Here is a 13,766-nt window from a genome sequence, read left to right on the forward strand (position 1 = left end):
CCTCAGCGGGTGACGCGGGCCAGGTTCTGGTCGGCCAGGCGGGCGAGCTCGTACAGGCCGGCCGCCTTCACCTTCTCGCCGACGACGAGCATGCTCATGATCAGGTGGGCCCGCCTGATCACGACCGACCCGATCTGGGCGCGCTTGTCGCCGCCGGAGGCCGTCGTCAGGTACGCCCGCGACTCGTCGCCCCTGGCCGGCATGGCCAGCTTGGCGGTGCGGTAGGTCACGTCCGCGCCCTCGACGGTGGCCTTGTACAGGGCGCACTGCGGCGGCAGCGGCGCCGGCATGGACGCCGACGGCATCGACACGACGGCCTGCGTGATCGAGCCGCGCGCGGCGGAGAAGGCGATGACGGCGGCGGGCGCCCGGGCGACCTCCGGCTTGGCCGCGTCGAGCTGGGCGGCCCCGGCGCACTCCGGACGCTCCAGCTTGGCCTGCTGGATGGCGGCCAGCCCCTCCTGGGTGGACTTGAGCGAGCCGAACGCCCCCATCTCCGGCCCGTACGCGATGCGCATGCCCTTGGGCACGGGCAACAGCGCGGCACGCAGCCGGGCCGCCTCCACCGCCGAGGAGGACGCGGCGGGCTGCGCCGACCCGGCGGCCTGATCATCGGCCTCGCCGGCGGAACATCCGGCGACGACCATCATGCTCAGACATACCCCCGAAATAGCCTTAAGCACGAATTCTCCCCTTGCTCTAGCGGCTTTTTCGAAAACGCTAGAGGAAGGGCCGAGTAAGGAGCCGAGTAACGTCGCTATTCACGGAATTCGGCAGGTTCGCGAGGAATTTCAGGTTCGCGAGAGGTTTTGGGTTCGCGCGGGACTTCGGGTTCGGCGCCGTTCCGGCTTCCGCCGTTGAGCAGCGCCCTGGCCAGGCCGATCCCGGTGCCGCCGAGCGTGAGGGCCTTGGCCAGCAGCTCCTCCACGCCCTGGGCGCCGTTCAGCACCACCATGTGGTCCACGTTCCCGAACGCCTTCGCGCCCGCCTCGACGACCTCCGGCCAGCGCTCGGCGAGCTGCTGGGCGATGACCGCCTCCTGGTTCTCCTTCAGCGCCTCGGCCCGCGCCCTGATCGCCTCGGCCTCGGCCAGGCCCAGCGCCCTGGCCGCCTGCGCCTCGGCCAGCCCGCGCGCCTGGGCGGCCTGCGCCTCCGCCTCGCCCGCGATCTTGGTCGCCGCGCCGGCCGCCTCGCCGCGCAGCCGTACGGACTCGGCCTCGGCGGCGGCGGCCAGCTTGACCTGGCTGGCCTGGGCCCCGGCGCGCAGCTCGGTCTCCTGGGCCTCGGCCTGGGCCTGGGCGATCCGGGCGTCCCGGTCGGCCTGCGCGAGCGTGACGGTCTCGTACGCCTTGGCGTCGGCGGGCTTGCGCACCTGCGACTGGAGCCGCTGCTCGGCGAGCTGGGCCTCCAGCTCGGCCGCCCTGGTCTCCTGGACGACGACCTCCTGCCGGGCGGTGGCCTCCGACAGCGGCCCCGCCTGCCGGGTCGTGGCCTGCGCCCGGTCGATCTCGGCCTGGTAGGCGGCCCGCTTGAGCTGCGCGTCGCGCTGGGCGGCGGCCTTGTTGGCGGCGGCGATCTGCTCGGCCTCGGTGGCCTCCTGGTCGCGCTGGGCCTGGGCGATGCGGGCGACGGCGGCGACCCTGGCGGCGTGCGGCTTGCCGAGGTTGGCGATGTAGCCGGTCTCGTCGTCGATCTCCTGGATCTGCAGTGAGTCGACGATCAGTCCGAGCTTGCTCATCTCGTCGGCCGCCGAGGCCCTGGTCTCGCTGGTCAGGCGCTCGCGGTTGAGTATCAGGTCCTCGATGGTGAGGTTGCCGATGATCGAGCGCAGGTGCCCGGTGAACAGCTCGTGGATCGCGCTGGTCATGAAGTCCTGCTGGTCGAGGAAGCGGCGGGCGGCGTTGGCGATCGAGGACAGGTCGTCGCCGACCTTGTAGATGACCACGCCGCGGATGTGCACGGGGATGCCCTGCTGGGTGACGCAGGAGACCTGGAGATTGGCCGCCCTGGTGTCCAGGCGCAGCCGCCGGGCGGCCTGGAAGCCGGGCAGCACGGCCGTGCCCTTGCCCGTGATGATCTTGAAGCCCAGGCTGTCGACGCCCTCGCCCCGGCGGCGCGCCCCCAGCCCGGAGATGATCAGCGCCTCGTTGGGCTCGGCGACCCTCCAGACGGCTTTGAACAGCAGAATCACGATGACGACCGCGACGACCGCGGCTCCGGCGACGATGAAGACCTCGGGGGACATCGGGCCCTCCCTAGACGAGTGCTCTGGCCACGTAAACCGTCCGCGGGGGGAAGTAGTCCACCACGACCACGATGGTTCCGAGGCCGAACTCCTCGTCGGGCACGCTGGGGTGGGCGTAGAAGGCCTCCACCCCGCCCCTGACCGGGATCATGACCTCGCCGACGAGCCCTGGGCCGATCTTTCCGGTGACTCTGCCCTGCTTGCCGACCACCCTGCTCCCCCCGCTCGCTTGCATTCCGGACGCTACTCCAAACGGGCATTCGCGGTAATAGGCCACGCAAAATGTTTCTCGAACCGCTGCGCGCCCCGGTGGGGCTTTTGGCCGAAGTGCTGATGATCGCCCTCATGAGCAGGAATCCGCGCGACCTCGGGATGGATGTGCCCATTTCCCGCCGTGACTTGTTCGACGGGATTGCGGTGAGCGCTCTGGGCTGCTCGGCGGCGAAGGCCGTTGTCAATGCCGCGGAACCGGCCGCAGGGCTGCGCGGGGACACCGCGCAGGCGGTCGCGGTGCCGCACGCGCTGCGCGACGGCCGCTTCTGGCGGCACGCGGGCCCGCCCGAGCCCACCGGCGAGAGCTACGACCTCGTGGTCGTGGGCGGCGGTCGCAGCGGTCTCAGCGCGGCGGCGGAGTGGCTGCGCCGGGAGCCGAGGGCCCGCGTGCTCGTGCTGGACAACCGCGACCCCGGCGAGCACGGCGGCCCGGCGGGGTTCGGCGCGGGGCCGGCTGCGCACGTGATGTGCGACAGGGAGAGCTTCGGCGCCGACACGCTGGTGCCGGCCGGCCGGCTGGAGGAGCTGCCGCTCGCCGCGCGGGCCGTCGACGACCTGCGCATGCTGCGCGACGACCCGCCCGACTGGTTCCCCGGGCTGTCGCAGGAGGACAAGCAGGAGCGCCTGGCCGGGCTGACCTACTCCCGGTTCCTGCTGGAGGTCTGCGGCGCGCATCCCGACGCGGAACGGTTCTGCCGGACGCTGCCGTGCGCCGAACGGGCCTACGACGGCCGGGCGCTCGGCGCGGTGGACGCCTGGGCCGCCGGCTACCCGGGGTTCGGCGGCCTGGGGCTGGACAAGCCCTCGCGGTACGCCTCGGCGGCCGGGCCCGCGACCGGGAGCCCGCCCGGTGCCGCGCGGGCGGTGCTGCGGCCGTCCAGCCCGGTGGTCTCGGTCCGGCACGGGGACGCGTCCGTGGTGGTCGCGTACTTCGACGGGCATCGGGTCAGGACCGTCGGCGCGGAGTCGGTGATCATGGCCTGCTGGAGCGCGGACGTGCCACACCTGGTGCCCGACCTGCCCGAGCAGCAGCGGCGGGCGTTGGGCCAGGCGGCCCGGCTGCCGGTCCTGGAGGCGAGCGTGCGGCTGCGCGGGGGGCGGGCGCGGATCGGGCGCACGCGCTGGACGGGCGCGTTCTGGTGCCTGAGCGAGCCCGCGCCCGAGGGGCTGCGCCTGCTGGCCACGCCGTGCCGGTCGGAGCTCGGGCCCGTGGCGGGGGCGGCGGCGGGCCGGCGGGAGCTGATGGCGACGCCGTACGACCGGCTGGCGGACGGCGTGCGCGACCAGGTGGCCCGGCTGCTGGGCCCCCGGGCCGGCGTCGAGGCGGTCACCGTCCACCGCTGGGGGCACGGGCTGCCGGTGGCGTACTGCAGGCCCTGGCACCCCTTCTACCCCGACGGCCCCTTCCCCGCCGACGTCGCCCGCAGGCGGTTCGGCCGCATCGCCATCGCCGGGTCGGACACCGAACCGGCGGCCGGCGGCGACGCGGCCGTGGTGGCCGCGCACCGGGCCGTGCGCGAGCTCACCGCATGAGGCCCTGGCTGCGGGTCTTCCTCGGCGGGCTGGTCCTGTGGCTGGCCACGGTCGCCGTCACGGCCTGGACGGCCAACTCCAACCTGGTGCCGACCGTCGTGCTGTTCGGCAGCTTCCTGATCCCGGTGACGTTCGTGGTGTGGGCGCACGGGCGCGACCGCTCGCCGGTGGTCACGGTGGAGCTGCAGTTCCGGGCGTTCGTGGTCGGCGGCGTGCTCGGGGTGCTCGGCGCGTCGCTGCTGGAGAGCTGGCTGATCCGGCCCTCGTTCCTCATGTACGCGCTGGTCGGCCTGATCGAGGAGGGCGTGAAGCTGGCCGCGCTGATGTACGTCACCCGGCACGCGGTCCGGCGCTCGTCCAGGGACGGCGTGGTGCTCGGCGCGACGGTCGGCTTCGGCTTCGCCGCCTTCGAGAGCTCCGGCTACGCCTTCAACGCCCTGTTCACCGCCGACGGCCTGTCGCTGGCGCAGCTCGTCGAGACCGAGATCCTGCGGGGCATCCTGGCGCCGGTGGGCCACGGCCTGTGGACCGCGATACTCGGCGGCGTGCTGTTCGCCGCCCACGGACGCCTCACCGGGCACGTCGTGTGGTGCTACCTCGGCGTCTCGCTGCTGCACGCGCTGTGGGACTCGATGAGCGCCATCGCCATCGCGATCACGCTGGTGCTGACCGGGCGGCCGTGGCAGTTCGAGCTGCTGCGGATCGGACGGGTGCCGAACGTGACCGAAGGGCAGGTGCACGTGTACACGCTGGTGAACTGGGCCGGACTCATCGTGATCTCGCTGGTCGCGCTGGGGTGGCTCTGGCGGGTGCTGCGCGCGGCCCGCCGGGAGACCGAGATCATGCCCCAATAATCACGGTAATCATCCTGTTCCTCCCACTGCGCCGGAACCATAAACGATGCTAGTCTCCTGTGCGATCTTCCGGAGGTGTATTTACACAAGGTGTGGAAATGCCCCCGACTCGAGGTTGGGACATGGGCTCGCGAAACCGGTCAATTCGGTTCAAGATCTTTTTATTGCTGCTGCTACCCCTCCTGTCTCTCAGCGCGCTGTGGGGTTTCGTCCTCAACCTGACCATGGGCGACGCACAGTCACTCCTCCGGGCCGACACGCTCTACGAAACACTCGGCGTCACCTCCACCGACCTGGGCGTTCAGCTCCAGTCCGAACGGGTGCGCTCCGCCGAGGCGCTCACTACCCGTGAACTCACCGAGGTCCTGGGCGCGCAGCGGGCCCGTACGGACAAGGCGGCCGCCGACTTCGCGCACGCCGTCACCGAGGCGGGCGACGCGGTCGGCGACGACCTGCGGACGCCGCTCGACGCCCTGACCGCCCACCTCGACCGGCTCGGCTCCATCCGCGCCGACATCGACGGCGGCATCAGCTCCCGCCTGGCCGGCGTGGACGCCTACAACCAGGTGCTCGACGCCGTCTTCGCCCTCTACGACCACCTGATCTCCGTCTCCGACCTGACCGTCTTCCAGCAGGCCACCTCCCTGCACGCCATGGGCAGCGCCCGGGAGTACATCGCCAGGGAGCACGCCCTCATCGTCGGCGCGCTGGTGGACAAGCGGCTGACCGAGCCCGAGCGGGCCGCCTTCACCGAGTACGCGGCCTCCAGGAAGTTCCTGCACGCCCGCGGGCTGGCCGGGCTCGACGTGCCGCTGCGCAGGCCGTTCGAGCAGGTGTTCGCGTCCCAGCCGTTCCTGACCTTCTCCGCGCTGGAGTCCAGGGTCGTCAAGACCGGCTCGCCGCCCGCCGACGCCGAGGCGTGGAAGAGCGCGGTGGACCGGCTCACCACCGAACTGGACCGCGACAGCGCCGCCGCGGCCAAGGCGCTGGCCGGCCGGACCTCGCGGGCCGCGACCGGCACGGTCGTCGAGATCTCCGTCGCGGGCGGCCTCGGGTTGATGGCCGTGCTCGCGTCGATCATCATCTCTGTACGCTTCGGTCGCCGCCTGGCGGGCGAGCTGTACGGGCTGCGCACCGCCGCGATCGAGCTGGCGGAGGTGCGCCTGCCCGACGTCGTGGACAGGCTGCGCAAGGGCGAGGACGTTGACGTGCGGAAGGAGGCCAGGGCCATCAGGGTGAGCGGATCGGCGGAGATCACCGACGTGGGCCGGGCCTTCGCGTCCGTGCAGCGCACGGCGGTGACGGCGGCCGTCGGGCAGGCCGCGCTGCGCCGCGGGGTCGGGCAGGTCTTCCTCAACCTCGCCAGGCGCAAGCAGGGTCTGCTGCACCGGCAGCTCGGGCTGCTCGACGGCATGCAGCGCCGCACGCACGACCCCGACCGGCTGGAGGAGCTCTTCCGCCTCGACCACCTGACCACCCGCATGCGGCGGCACGCCGAGAGCCTGATGATCCTGTCGGGCGCGCCCCCGGCGCGGGCCTGGCGCAGGCCGGTGCCGGTGATCGACATCGTCCGGGCCGCGGTCGCCGAGGTCGAGGACTACACGAGGGTCAACGTCGAGGCCATGCCGGTCAGCGCGTTCGACGGCGGCTCCGCGGCCGACCTCACGCACCTCGTGGCCGAGCTGATCGAGAACGCCACCATCTATTCACCGCCGGACACCGTGGTCCAGATCCGCGGCGACGTGGTCAGCAACGGCTACGCCATCGAGATCGAGGACAAGGGGCTCGGCCTGTCGGCCGTCGAGTACGCCGCGATCAACAAGCTGCTGTCCGCCCCGCCCGAGTTCGACCTGGCCGACAGCGACCGGCTGGGCCTGTTCGTGGTGGCCAGGCTGGCCGAACGCCACGGTCTCAAGGTCCAGCTCCGCCGCTCGCCCTACGGCGGCACCGCGGCCATCGTGCTCGTGCCGCGCTCGCTGGTCGCCGACCAGGCCGCGCTGACCTCCGGCGACGACGACGGCCGGCCGGCGGAGCTGCCGAGCCGGACGAAGAAGGCCCTCGCGGTGGTCACCTCGGGCACCCACGCCGGACTGCCCAGGCGCGTGCGCCAGGCGAACCTGGCGCCGCAGCTGAAGGAAGAACCGCCGGAGCCGGAGCCGCAGGCCGAACGCTCTCCCGACGAGGTACGCGATCTGTTCTCCGCGTTCCAGCGGGGAACCCAACGTGCCCGAGAAGAAGCCTCCGAGGAGGAGCCCATGAGCAAGGGGGACGCATGACTGCGCAAACCACCAACACCGGTGAGCTGAACTGGCTGCTCGACGACCTGGCAGGCAGGGTCGCCGCCGTCCGCCAGGCGGTCATCCTTTCCACCGACGGCCTGGCCGTCGGGTACTCCAAGGGATTGACCCGCGAGGACGCCGAGCACCTGTCGGCCGTGGCCGCGGGCTTCCAGAGCCTGGCCCGCGGCACCGGGCGCCATTTCGGCGGCGGCGACGTGCGCCAGACCATCGTGGAGATGGAGAGCGCGTTCCTGTTCGTCACCGCGGCCGGCCAGGGCACCTGCCTGGCCGTGATCGCCGAGGCGAACGTCGACGTCGGGCACATCGCGTACGAGATGGCGATGCTGGTCAAGCGGGTGGGCCAGCACATCACCACCAACCCGCGCGCGGGAACGGCATGACCGACGCCCCCCGCTGGTACGACGAGGAGGCCGGGCCCGTCGTCCGGCCCTTCGCCCTCATCCGAGGCCGGACGCGCTCGTCGGGAGACGCCTTCGACCTCGTCGCGTCCGTGCGCGCGCTCGCCGACCAGGCGGACGACCTCGGGCCGGAACAGCAGCTCATCCTGCGGGCGGCGCGGAGCCCGATCTCGGTGGCCGACCTGGCCGTCGAGCTCGACCTGCCCGTAGGCGTCGTCCGGGTGCTGCTCGGCGACATGCGTGACCACGGCCTCATCTCGGTGACGTCGCCCTCGGCAACGGGGTCGCGTTCGAATGAGCGCATTCTCAAGGAAGTGATCAATGGACTCCGTGCTCTCTGAGGACCCCGTCGCGCTGAAGATCCTCATCGCGGGCGGGTTCGGCGTCGGCAAGACCACCCTGGTCGGGTCGATCAGCGAGATCAAGCCGCTGCGCACGGAAGAGGTGCTCTCCGACCGCGGGATCGGGGTCGACGACCTCGACGGCGTGGAGGCCAAGACCACCACCACCGTGGCGATGGACTTCGGCCGCATCACGATCCGCGACGGACTGGTCGTCTACCTGTTCGGCACCCCCGGCCAGGAACGGTTCTGGTTCATGTGGGACGAGCTGTCCTACGGCGCGCTGGGCGCGGTCGTCATCGCCGACACCCGGCGGCTGACCGACTGCTTCCCGTCGGTGGACTACTTCGAGCAGCGCGGCACGCCGTTCGTGGTGGCCGTCAACTGCTTCGACGGCGCGTCCCAGCACAGCGTGGACGACGTGCGCATCGCGCTCGACCTCGACGACGACGTCCCCGTGATGCTGTGCGACGTGCGGCGCAGGGCCTCGGCCAAGGAAGTGATGATCACCCTGGTCGAGCACTCCCTGCGGACGCTCACCGCCGCCAACTAGGACGCGCGGCCCGTCGCGAACCCGGGCGGGCGCGGCCCGCCGCCGGGCTAGAGCGCGCGCAGCCCGTTGATCACCTCGCGGAGCAGGCTCTCCGTCGGGGTGGCGGTCTTGTCGCGCGGCGGGCGCACGTCGATCAGGTCGTACTCCAGCAGGTCGCCGAGCAGCACCCGGATCACGCCCACGGGCAGCCCGAGCTCCGAGGCGACCTCGGCGACGGGCCTGGAGTGACCGGACAGGCAGCTCATCAGCCGCCGGTGCTGGCCGCTCAGCTCGGCCTTGGCCGGCGCGGGCCGTCCCGTCGAGACGACGGTCGCCAGCAGATCGAGGGCCGGGGACGAGGGCCTGGTGCGCCCCCGCGCCACGGCGTACGGCCGGACGACGGGCCCGGCCTCCTCGTCAACCCACTCGTGCTCGCCGCTCACGCTCGGGAACCCCCATCCTGGTCGCTTTCCTGCCGCCCCCGCTGCCATCCGGACTGGAGTGAGGAGAGCAGCGCCCTGGTCTCCTCAGGAGAACGCTCGTCGGCCACGGGCGCCACGGGCGCCGGCGGCGTCGGCGCGGCCAGGGGCGCCTGCCTGAGCCGCTGCCGCTGCGGCAGGCCCGTCTGCCGGTCGCGGCGGGGCAGGTCCTGCCCCTCGCCCGGCGCCGGCCCCGCGCGCTTGCTCGTACGCACCCGGCGCGGCAGCTCGCCCGGCCCGGTCGCCTCCCCCGCGTCGACCGGCCGCTCGGACCGGAGGACGGAGACGGACACGGGCTCGAACTCCATCGGCCGCACCGGCGTCGCCATGGGCTCGACCAGCGATCCCGGCACGAGCACGATGGCGGTCGTGCCGCCGTACGGGGACAGCTTCAGCGTCACCTTGATGCCGTGCCGGGCGGCCAGCATGCCGACCACCGCGAACCCCAGCCGCTCGGTCTGCGCGGGGTCGAACTCGGGCGGGCTGGCCAGCCGGTCGTTGATGGACCTGCGGGTCTCCTCGTCCATGCCGAGGCCGCGGTCCTCGATCTCGACCGCGAAGCCCCTGCCGACCATCTCGCCGCGCACCGAGACCTCGTTGGCGGGCGAGGAGAACGACGTCGCGTTCTCGATCAGCTCGGCGAACAGGTGCATGAGGTCGGCCACGGCCGAGCCGGACACGCCGCACTCGGGCATCGGGTAGACCCGGACCCGGGTGTACTCCTCGACCTGGGCGGCGGCGCCGCTCAGCACGTCCTCGACCGGGATGACGCCGCGCCACCTGCGGCCCGCCGTGCCGCCCGAGAGCAGCACCAGGCCCTCGGCGTGGCGGCGCATGCGGGTGGTCAGGTGGTCGAGCCGGAACAGGCGCTCCAGGGCCTCGGGCTCCTCGGTCTGGTGCTGCATCTCGTCCAGCATCCTGAGCTGGCGCTGGAGCAGCGACTGGCTGCGCCTGGCCAGGTTCCGCAGCGCCTCGGCCACGCCCTCGCGCAGCCTGGCCTGCTCGACGGCGGCGTCCACGGCGGTGCTCTGCACGCTGTCGAAGGCCGCGGCGAGGTCGGCGACCTCGCTGGTGGCGTTGTCGCCGACCTTGATGGGCGGCGCCTCGGCGTCGATGTCCACCCGCTCGCCGGTACGCAGCTTCGTCACCACGTCGGGCAGCCTGACCTCGGCCAGGTCCAGCGCCGTACGGCGGAGGGTGGCCAGCTCCCTGGTGATCCTGCGGCCCACCCGGACGGAGATGAAGATCGAGAAGGCCACCGCGATGAGCCCCAGCGCGCCCGCGATCGCGGCCCTGACCACGATGACCACGCCGGCCGGCTGCATCCGGCCCAGCAGCTTGTCCCCGGTGCCCCAGACGGCCTCGCTGTACTCCTTGAGCACCTGGTCGGCGATGCCGCGCCAGAGGTCCATGTCGGCCGGCTGGCCGGCGACGAAGCTCCGCAGGAGGCTCTCCATGGTGATGTACCTGGAGGAGTAGAACAGCTTCTCGAACGGCGCCCGCAGCTCGGTGTCGAGGTTGGCCAGCGCCTTGGGGAACAGGAACGTGCGGGTGCCGTCGATGCCGGCCAGCAGGTGCACGTCGTGCATCGAGGGACGGCCGTTGGAGGCGACGACCAGGGCGTTCTCGCGGCTGAGCAGCTCGCGCACCTCGTCGGCCGCGATCAGGCCGTGGGCCTGGAGGGACAGTTCGAGGTCGGTGCTGACGGTCAGCCTGGAGTACAGCAGGTGGACCTCGTCGGAGACCCTGGCGTACTCGGTGACCAGGTTGCCGGGGGTGATCCTGCGCTCGTCGACCTTGCGCCTGACCTCCGGCAGCCGGTCGACGGTGTCCAGGACGACCTGGAACTGCTTTTTCATGTCGTCGGTCATCGCCGACTGGGCGTCCTCCGACAGGCCCTGCTCGCGCAGGGTCTTCCTGCTGGCGTCCACCTTGGCGCGGGCCTTGGAAAGGGCCGCCTGCTCGGTCGCCGTGCCCGCGAGGCGTTCGGCGGAGGCCAGGCGTTCGGTCTGGAGGCTGGAGACCAGGTCGTCGGCGTTGTTGATCACACTCGACCAGATCGCATCGATCCTGAAGAGGTTCAGCGCCTCACCCGTGGTCGTGCTCGCGGCGAAGCCCCAGAGCGCGATCAGGGAGATCAAGGGGATGACGAGCAGCGTCGAGATCTTGAATCGGATGGATCTGCCCGATGCCATGACACCTGCTCCCGCATAGAAGATCGCGGGAGAGAATAGCATCGAAACGGACGAGATTAAGATCGACTAGCGATAAATCTGTGATATGTCGGGAAATTTGCGTCTACTGGGTGCTTCGGGGCGCGGGCCGGCGACCACGTCAGCCACAGCGCCCACGCCGCCAGCAGGCCGAGCAACGACACCTCGGCGCCCAGCAGCAGCCGCTCGACCAGGCCGATCATGACCCGCTCCCCCGGCAGGGCCACGTACGTGATCGCCAGCAGCCCGAACCCGCCCGCCAGCGCCACCCACTCCACGGCCCGCGCGACGGGCTTCCAGTGGACGTCCGCGGTCAGCCTGGGCACCAGCAGCGCCCCGGCGGCCGGCAGGCTCACGAACGCCGCGATCGACACGTACCGGTGAACCTGGGCCGCGACGTCGAGATCGAGACCGAGGGGGACGGTCGGGATGACCGCCACCACGACCAGCGCCGCCGACCACACCATGAGCAGCTTCTCCGGCAGCCCCCGGACCGGCGCCCCCATCCTCCGCAGCGCGGTCAGCAGCGCGAGCGACCCGATCCCGAGCACCGCCATCGCGACCTCCGTGACGCCCCCGCGGTCGGTCACGGCGTACTCGCTGATGGTCACGTTCATGGGGTCGAGGTAGGGGTCGGGCCCGAAGTGGCCGACCAGGATCGCGACCACCGAGAACACGATCGACGCACAGGCGATCAGGGGGTAGAGCCTCGTCGGGGTCATGAGGGCCCTCAGACTCACGCTCCAGGGCGCTCTCGCGACTCTCACTCTGCTGTTCGGCACTGCGGTCATGTGCCCAACTCTCGCGCCGACAGGCGTGCCGGCACATCCGGTGGCACCCCCGAGCCGTCCCTGAGTCCACCCCTGAGTCCCCCTCCCCGGCCCCCGGGGGTGGACGGCACTCCTCGGTGCCCGTCTCATCGCCGGATCCCCTCTCGCAGGCAAGACACCCGTGGTTCCGCACACCACGCTGATCGCAGCATCGCTTCGTACGGCCGCGATCAGTACGTCCGACACGCATCCGGACTTCTAAGGAATTGTCAACTGCGAGGCTTTTTCACCCGATACCAGGGCCCTCAGTCGAGCACGTGGGACGTGGCCCTGGCGTAGCGGGCGCGGATCTCCGGGACGGCCGGGGCGTCGTAGGTCTCGGTGTCCTCGGTCCGCCAGTCGGGGGGCGTGAGGAGGGCGGCGGCCTGGCGGGCGGCGCCGTCGGCGACGTACTCGCCGGGCGACGGCACCGCGATCGGCACGCCGAAGACGGTCGGCGCGACGCGGCGGACGGCCTCCGAGCGGGCCGCGCCGCCGATCAGCAGCACCCGCTCAGGACGGGTGCCGAGCGCGTCGAGGGCGTCGGCGAGACCGCACAACATGCCCTCGACGGCCGCGCGGGCCAGGTGGGCCGGGGTCGAGGTGGCCAGCGTGAGCCCGAGGACCGAGCCGGTCGCGGTGGGCCGGTTGGGGGTGCGCTCGCCCTCCAGGTACGGCACCAGCGTCAGGCCGCCGGCCCCCGCCGGGGCCCGGAGCGCGAGGTCGCTCAGCTCGTCGAGGCCGACCCCGGCCAGCCCGGCGGCGGCGTCGAGGACCCGGGCGGCGTTCAGCGTGCACACCAGCGGCAGGAAACGCCCGGTGGCGTCGGCGAACCCGGCGACCGCGCCGGTGGGGTCGGCGCTGGGCGTCTCCGCGACCGCGAACACCGTCCCGGACGTGCCGAGCGAGACCACCACGTCACCCGGCCCGGCCCCGACGCCGAGAGCGGCCGCCATGTTGTCGCCCGTGCCGGGCGCGAGCAGCGGCCCGGCCGACGCCGGGTCGCCCGCGCGGTCGGCGGGCCCCAGCACCCGGGGCAGCAGCGGGACGGCGCCGAAGGCGGCCTTGAGCAGGTCGGTGCGGTAGGCGCCGGTCGCCGGGGACCAGTAGCCGGTGCCCGAGGCGTCGCCCCGGTCGGTGGTGAGCAGGTCGAGCGGCGGCGGGGGCGCGTCGTGCCAGGCCGCGAGATCGAAGCCCGAGCCCGAGCCGCCCCGAGGACCCGAGCCGCCGCCCCGGCCGGAGCCGTTGCCCGGCCCCGAGCCGCCGCCCCGGCCGGAGCCGCCGCCCAGGGCGAGCGCGCCCGCCAGGCGCCAGGTCAGCCAGTCGTGCGGCAGACAGACCGCCGCCGTGCGGCGGGCGTTGTCCGGCTCGTGCTCGGCCAGCCACCGCAGCTTGGCCACGGTGAACGCGGCGACGGGCACCGAGCCGACCGCGTCGGCCCAGGCCCCGGGCCCGCCCAGCTCCGCCACCAGGTCGGCGGCGGCCCGGGCGGAGCGGGTGTCGTTCCAGAGCAGGGCGTCGCGCACGACGTCGCCCGCCTCGTCGAGGCAGACCATGCCGTGCTGCTGCCCGGCCACGCTGATGGCGGCGACGTCGGCGAGCCCGCCGGCCTCCTCGACGGCCCGCAGCAGCGCGGTCCACCAGTGGGAGGGGTGGATCTCGGTGCCGGCCGGATGGGCGGCGCGGCCCTGCCTGACCAGCGCGCCCGTCTCGGCCTCGCGAATGACGACCTTGCAGCTCTGCGTGGAGGAATCGACCCCAGCGACCAGCGTCACCCGAACTCCTTATG

General features: G+C 72.5%; 13 protein-coding genes. 6 read left to right on the plus strand and 7 right to left on the minus strand.

Features of this window, described 5'->3' with window-relative positions; all coding sequences use genetic code 11:
- Positions 1–2 precede the first annotated feature (2 nt).
- The 3 genes from AB0C33_RS21675 to AB0C33_RS21685 form a co-directional block, all read right to left on the minus strand.
- Entirely contained in the window at positions 3–650 is a 648-nt protein-coding gene (locus AB0C33_RS21675; protein WP_358290667.1) for a hypothetical protein, read from the minus strand.
- A 107-nt stretch (positions 651–757) separates the two neighbouring features.
- Positions 758–2,245: an SPFH domain-containing protein gene (locus AB0C33_RS21680; RefSeq protein ID WP_358290670.1), complete on the minus strand. Its 1,488-nt coding sequence runs from the start codon at positions 2,243–2,245 to the stop codon at positions 758–760.
- 10 nt (positions 2,246–2,255) lie between these two features.
- A complete protein-coding gene (locus AB0C33_RS21685) occupies positions 2,256–2,456 on the minus strand; it encodes a hypothetical protein (RefSeq protein ID WP_358290673.1) in 201 nt (66 codons plus the stop codon).
- A gap of 134 nt (positions 2,457–2,590) precedes the next feature.
- Here AB0C33_RS21685 and AB0C33_RS21690 point away from each other — a divergent pair, with 134 nt between their 5' ends.
- The 6 genes from AB0C33_RS21690 to AB0C33_RS21715 all read left to right on the plus strand — a co-directional run bounded on the left by AB0C33_RS21690 (position 2,591) and on the right by AB0C33_RS21715 (position 8,497).
- The gene (locus AB0C33_RS21690) at positions 2,591–4,051 is read left to right on the plus strand and encodes a hypothetical protein (protein WP_358290676.1); all 1,461 of its coding nucleotides are present in this window, start codon (positions 2,591–2,593) and stop codon (positions 4,049–4,051) included.
- Positions 4,048–4,905: a PrsW family glutamic-type intramembrane protease gene (locus tag AB0C33_RS21695; RefSeq protein ID WP_358290679.1), complete on the plus strand. Its 858-nt coding sequence runs from the start codon at positions 4,048–4,050 to the stop codon at positions 4,903–4,905. Before AB0C33_RS21690 ends, AB0C33_RS21695 begins: the two co-directional genes overlap by 4 nt.
- A gap of 164 nt (positions 4,906–5,069) precedes the next feature.
- Complete coding sequence (locus AB0C33_RS21700; protein ID WP_358290682.1) at positions 5,070–7,181, plus strand: nitrate- and nitrite sensing domain-containing protein; 2,112 nt, start codon at positions 5,070–5,072, stop codon at positions 7,179–7,181.
- The gene (locus AB0C33_RS21705; RefSeq protein ID WP_352318060.1) at positions 7,178–7,585 is read left to right on the plus strand and encodes a roadblock/LC7 domain-containing protein; all 408 of its coding nucleotides are present in this window, start codon (positions 7,178–7,180) and stop codon (positions 7,583–7,585) included. The genes AB0C33_RS21700 and AB0C33_RS21705 overlap by 4 nt, the downstream gene beginning before the upstream one ends.
- On the plus strand, positions 7,582–7,944 hold the full coding sequence (locus AB0C33_RS21710) for a DUF742 domain-containing protein (protein WP_352357593.1): 363 nt from the start codon (positions 7,582–7,584) through the stop codon (positions 7,942–7,944). The genes AB0C33_RS21705 and AB0C33_RS21710 overlap by 4 nt, the downstream gene beginning before the upstream one ends.
- Positions 7,925–8,497 (plus strand): ATP/GTP-binding protein, encoded by a 573-nt coding sequence (locus AB0C33_RS21715; protein ID WP_352318064.1) that lies wholly within the window; start codon positions 7,925–7,927, stop codon positions 8,495–8,497. The genes AB0C33_RS21710 and AB0C33_RS21715 overlap by 20 nt, the downstream gene beginning before the upstream one ends.
- A 47-nt stretch (positions 8,498–8,544) precedes the next feature.
- Here the strand turns inward: AB0C33_RS21715 and AB0C33_RS21720 are convergent, their stop codons facing one another.
- The 4 genes from AB0C33_RS21720 to AB0C33_RS21735 all read right to left on the minus strand — a co-directional run bounded on the left by AB0C33_RS21720 (position 8,545) and on the right by AB0C33_RS21735 (position 13,752).
- The gene (locus AB0C33_RS21720) at positions 8,545–8,919 is read right to left on the minus strand and encodes a DUF742 domain-containing protein (protein WP_358290686.1); all 375 of its coding nucleotides are present in this window, start codon (positions 8,917–8,919) and stop codon (positions 8,545–8,547) included.
- Positions 8,916–11,150: a nitrate- and nitrite sensing domain-containing protein gene (locus AB0C33_RS21725; protein WP_358290689.1), complete on the minus strand. Its 2,235-nt coding sequence runs from the start codon at positions 11,148–11,150 to the stop codon at positions 8,916–8,918. Before AB0C33_RS21725 ends, AB0C33_RS21720 begins: the two co-directional genes overlap by 4 nt.
- Positions 11,151–11,206: 56 nt before the next feature.
- Positions 11,207–11,890: a DUF998 domain-containing protein gene (locus tag AB0C33_RS21730; RefSeq protein ID WP_358290692.1), complete on the minus strand. Its 684-nt coding sequence runs from the start codon at positions 11,888–11,890 to the stop codon at positions 11,207–11,209.
- Between the two features lie 353 nt (positions 11,891–12,243).
- Positions 12,244–13,752 (minus strand): FGGY family carbohydrate kinase, encoded by a 1,509-nt coding sequence (locus AB0C33_RS21735; protein ID WP_358290695.1) that lies wholly within the window; start codon positions 13,750–13,752, stop codon positions 12,244–12,246.
- Positions 13,753–13,766 lie beyond the last annotated feature (14 nt).

Source organism: Nonomuraea sp. NPDC048881, from assembly GCF_040649795.1.
Lineage (GTDB): Bacteria > Actinomycetota > Actinomycetes > Streptosporangiales > Streptosporangiaceae > Nonomuraea.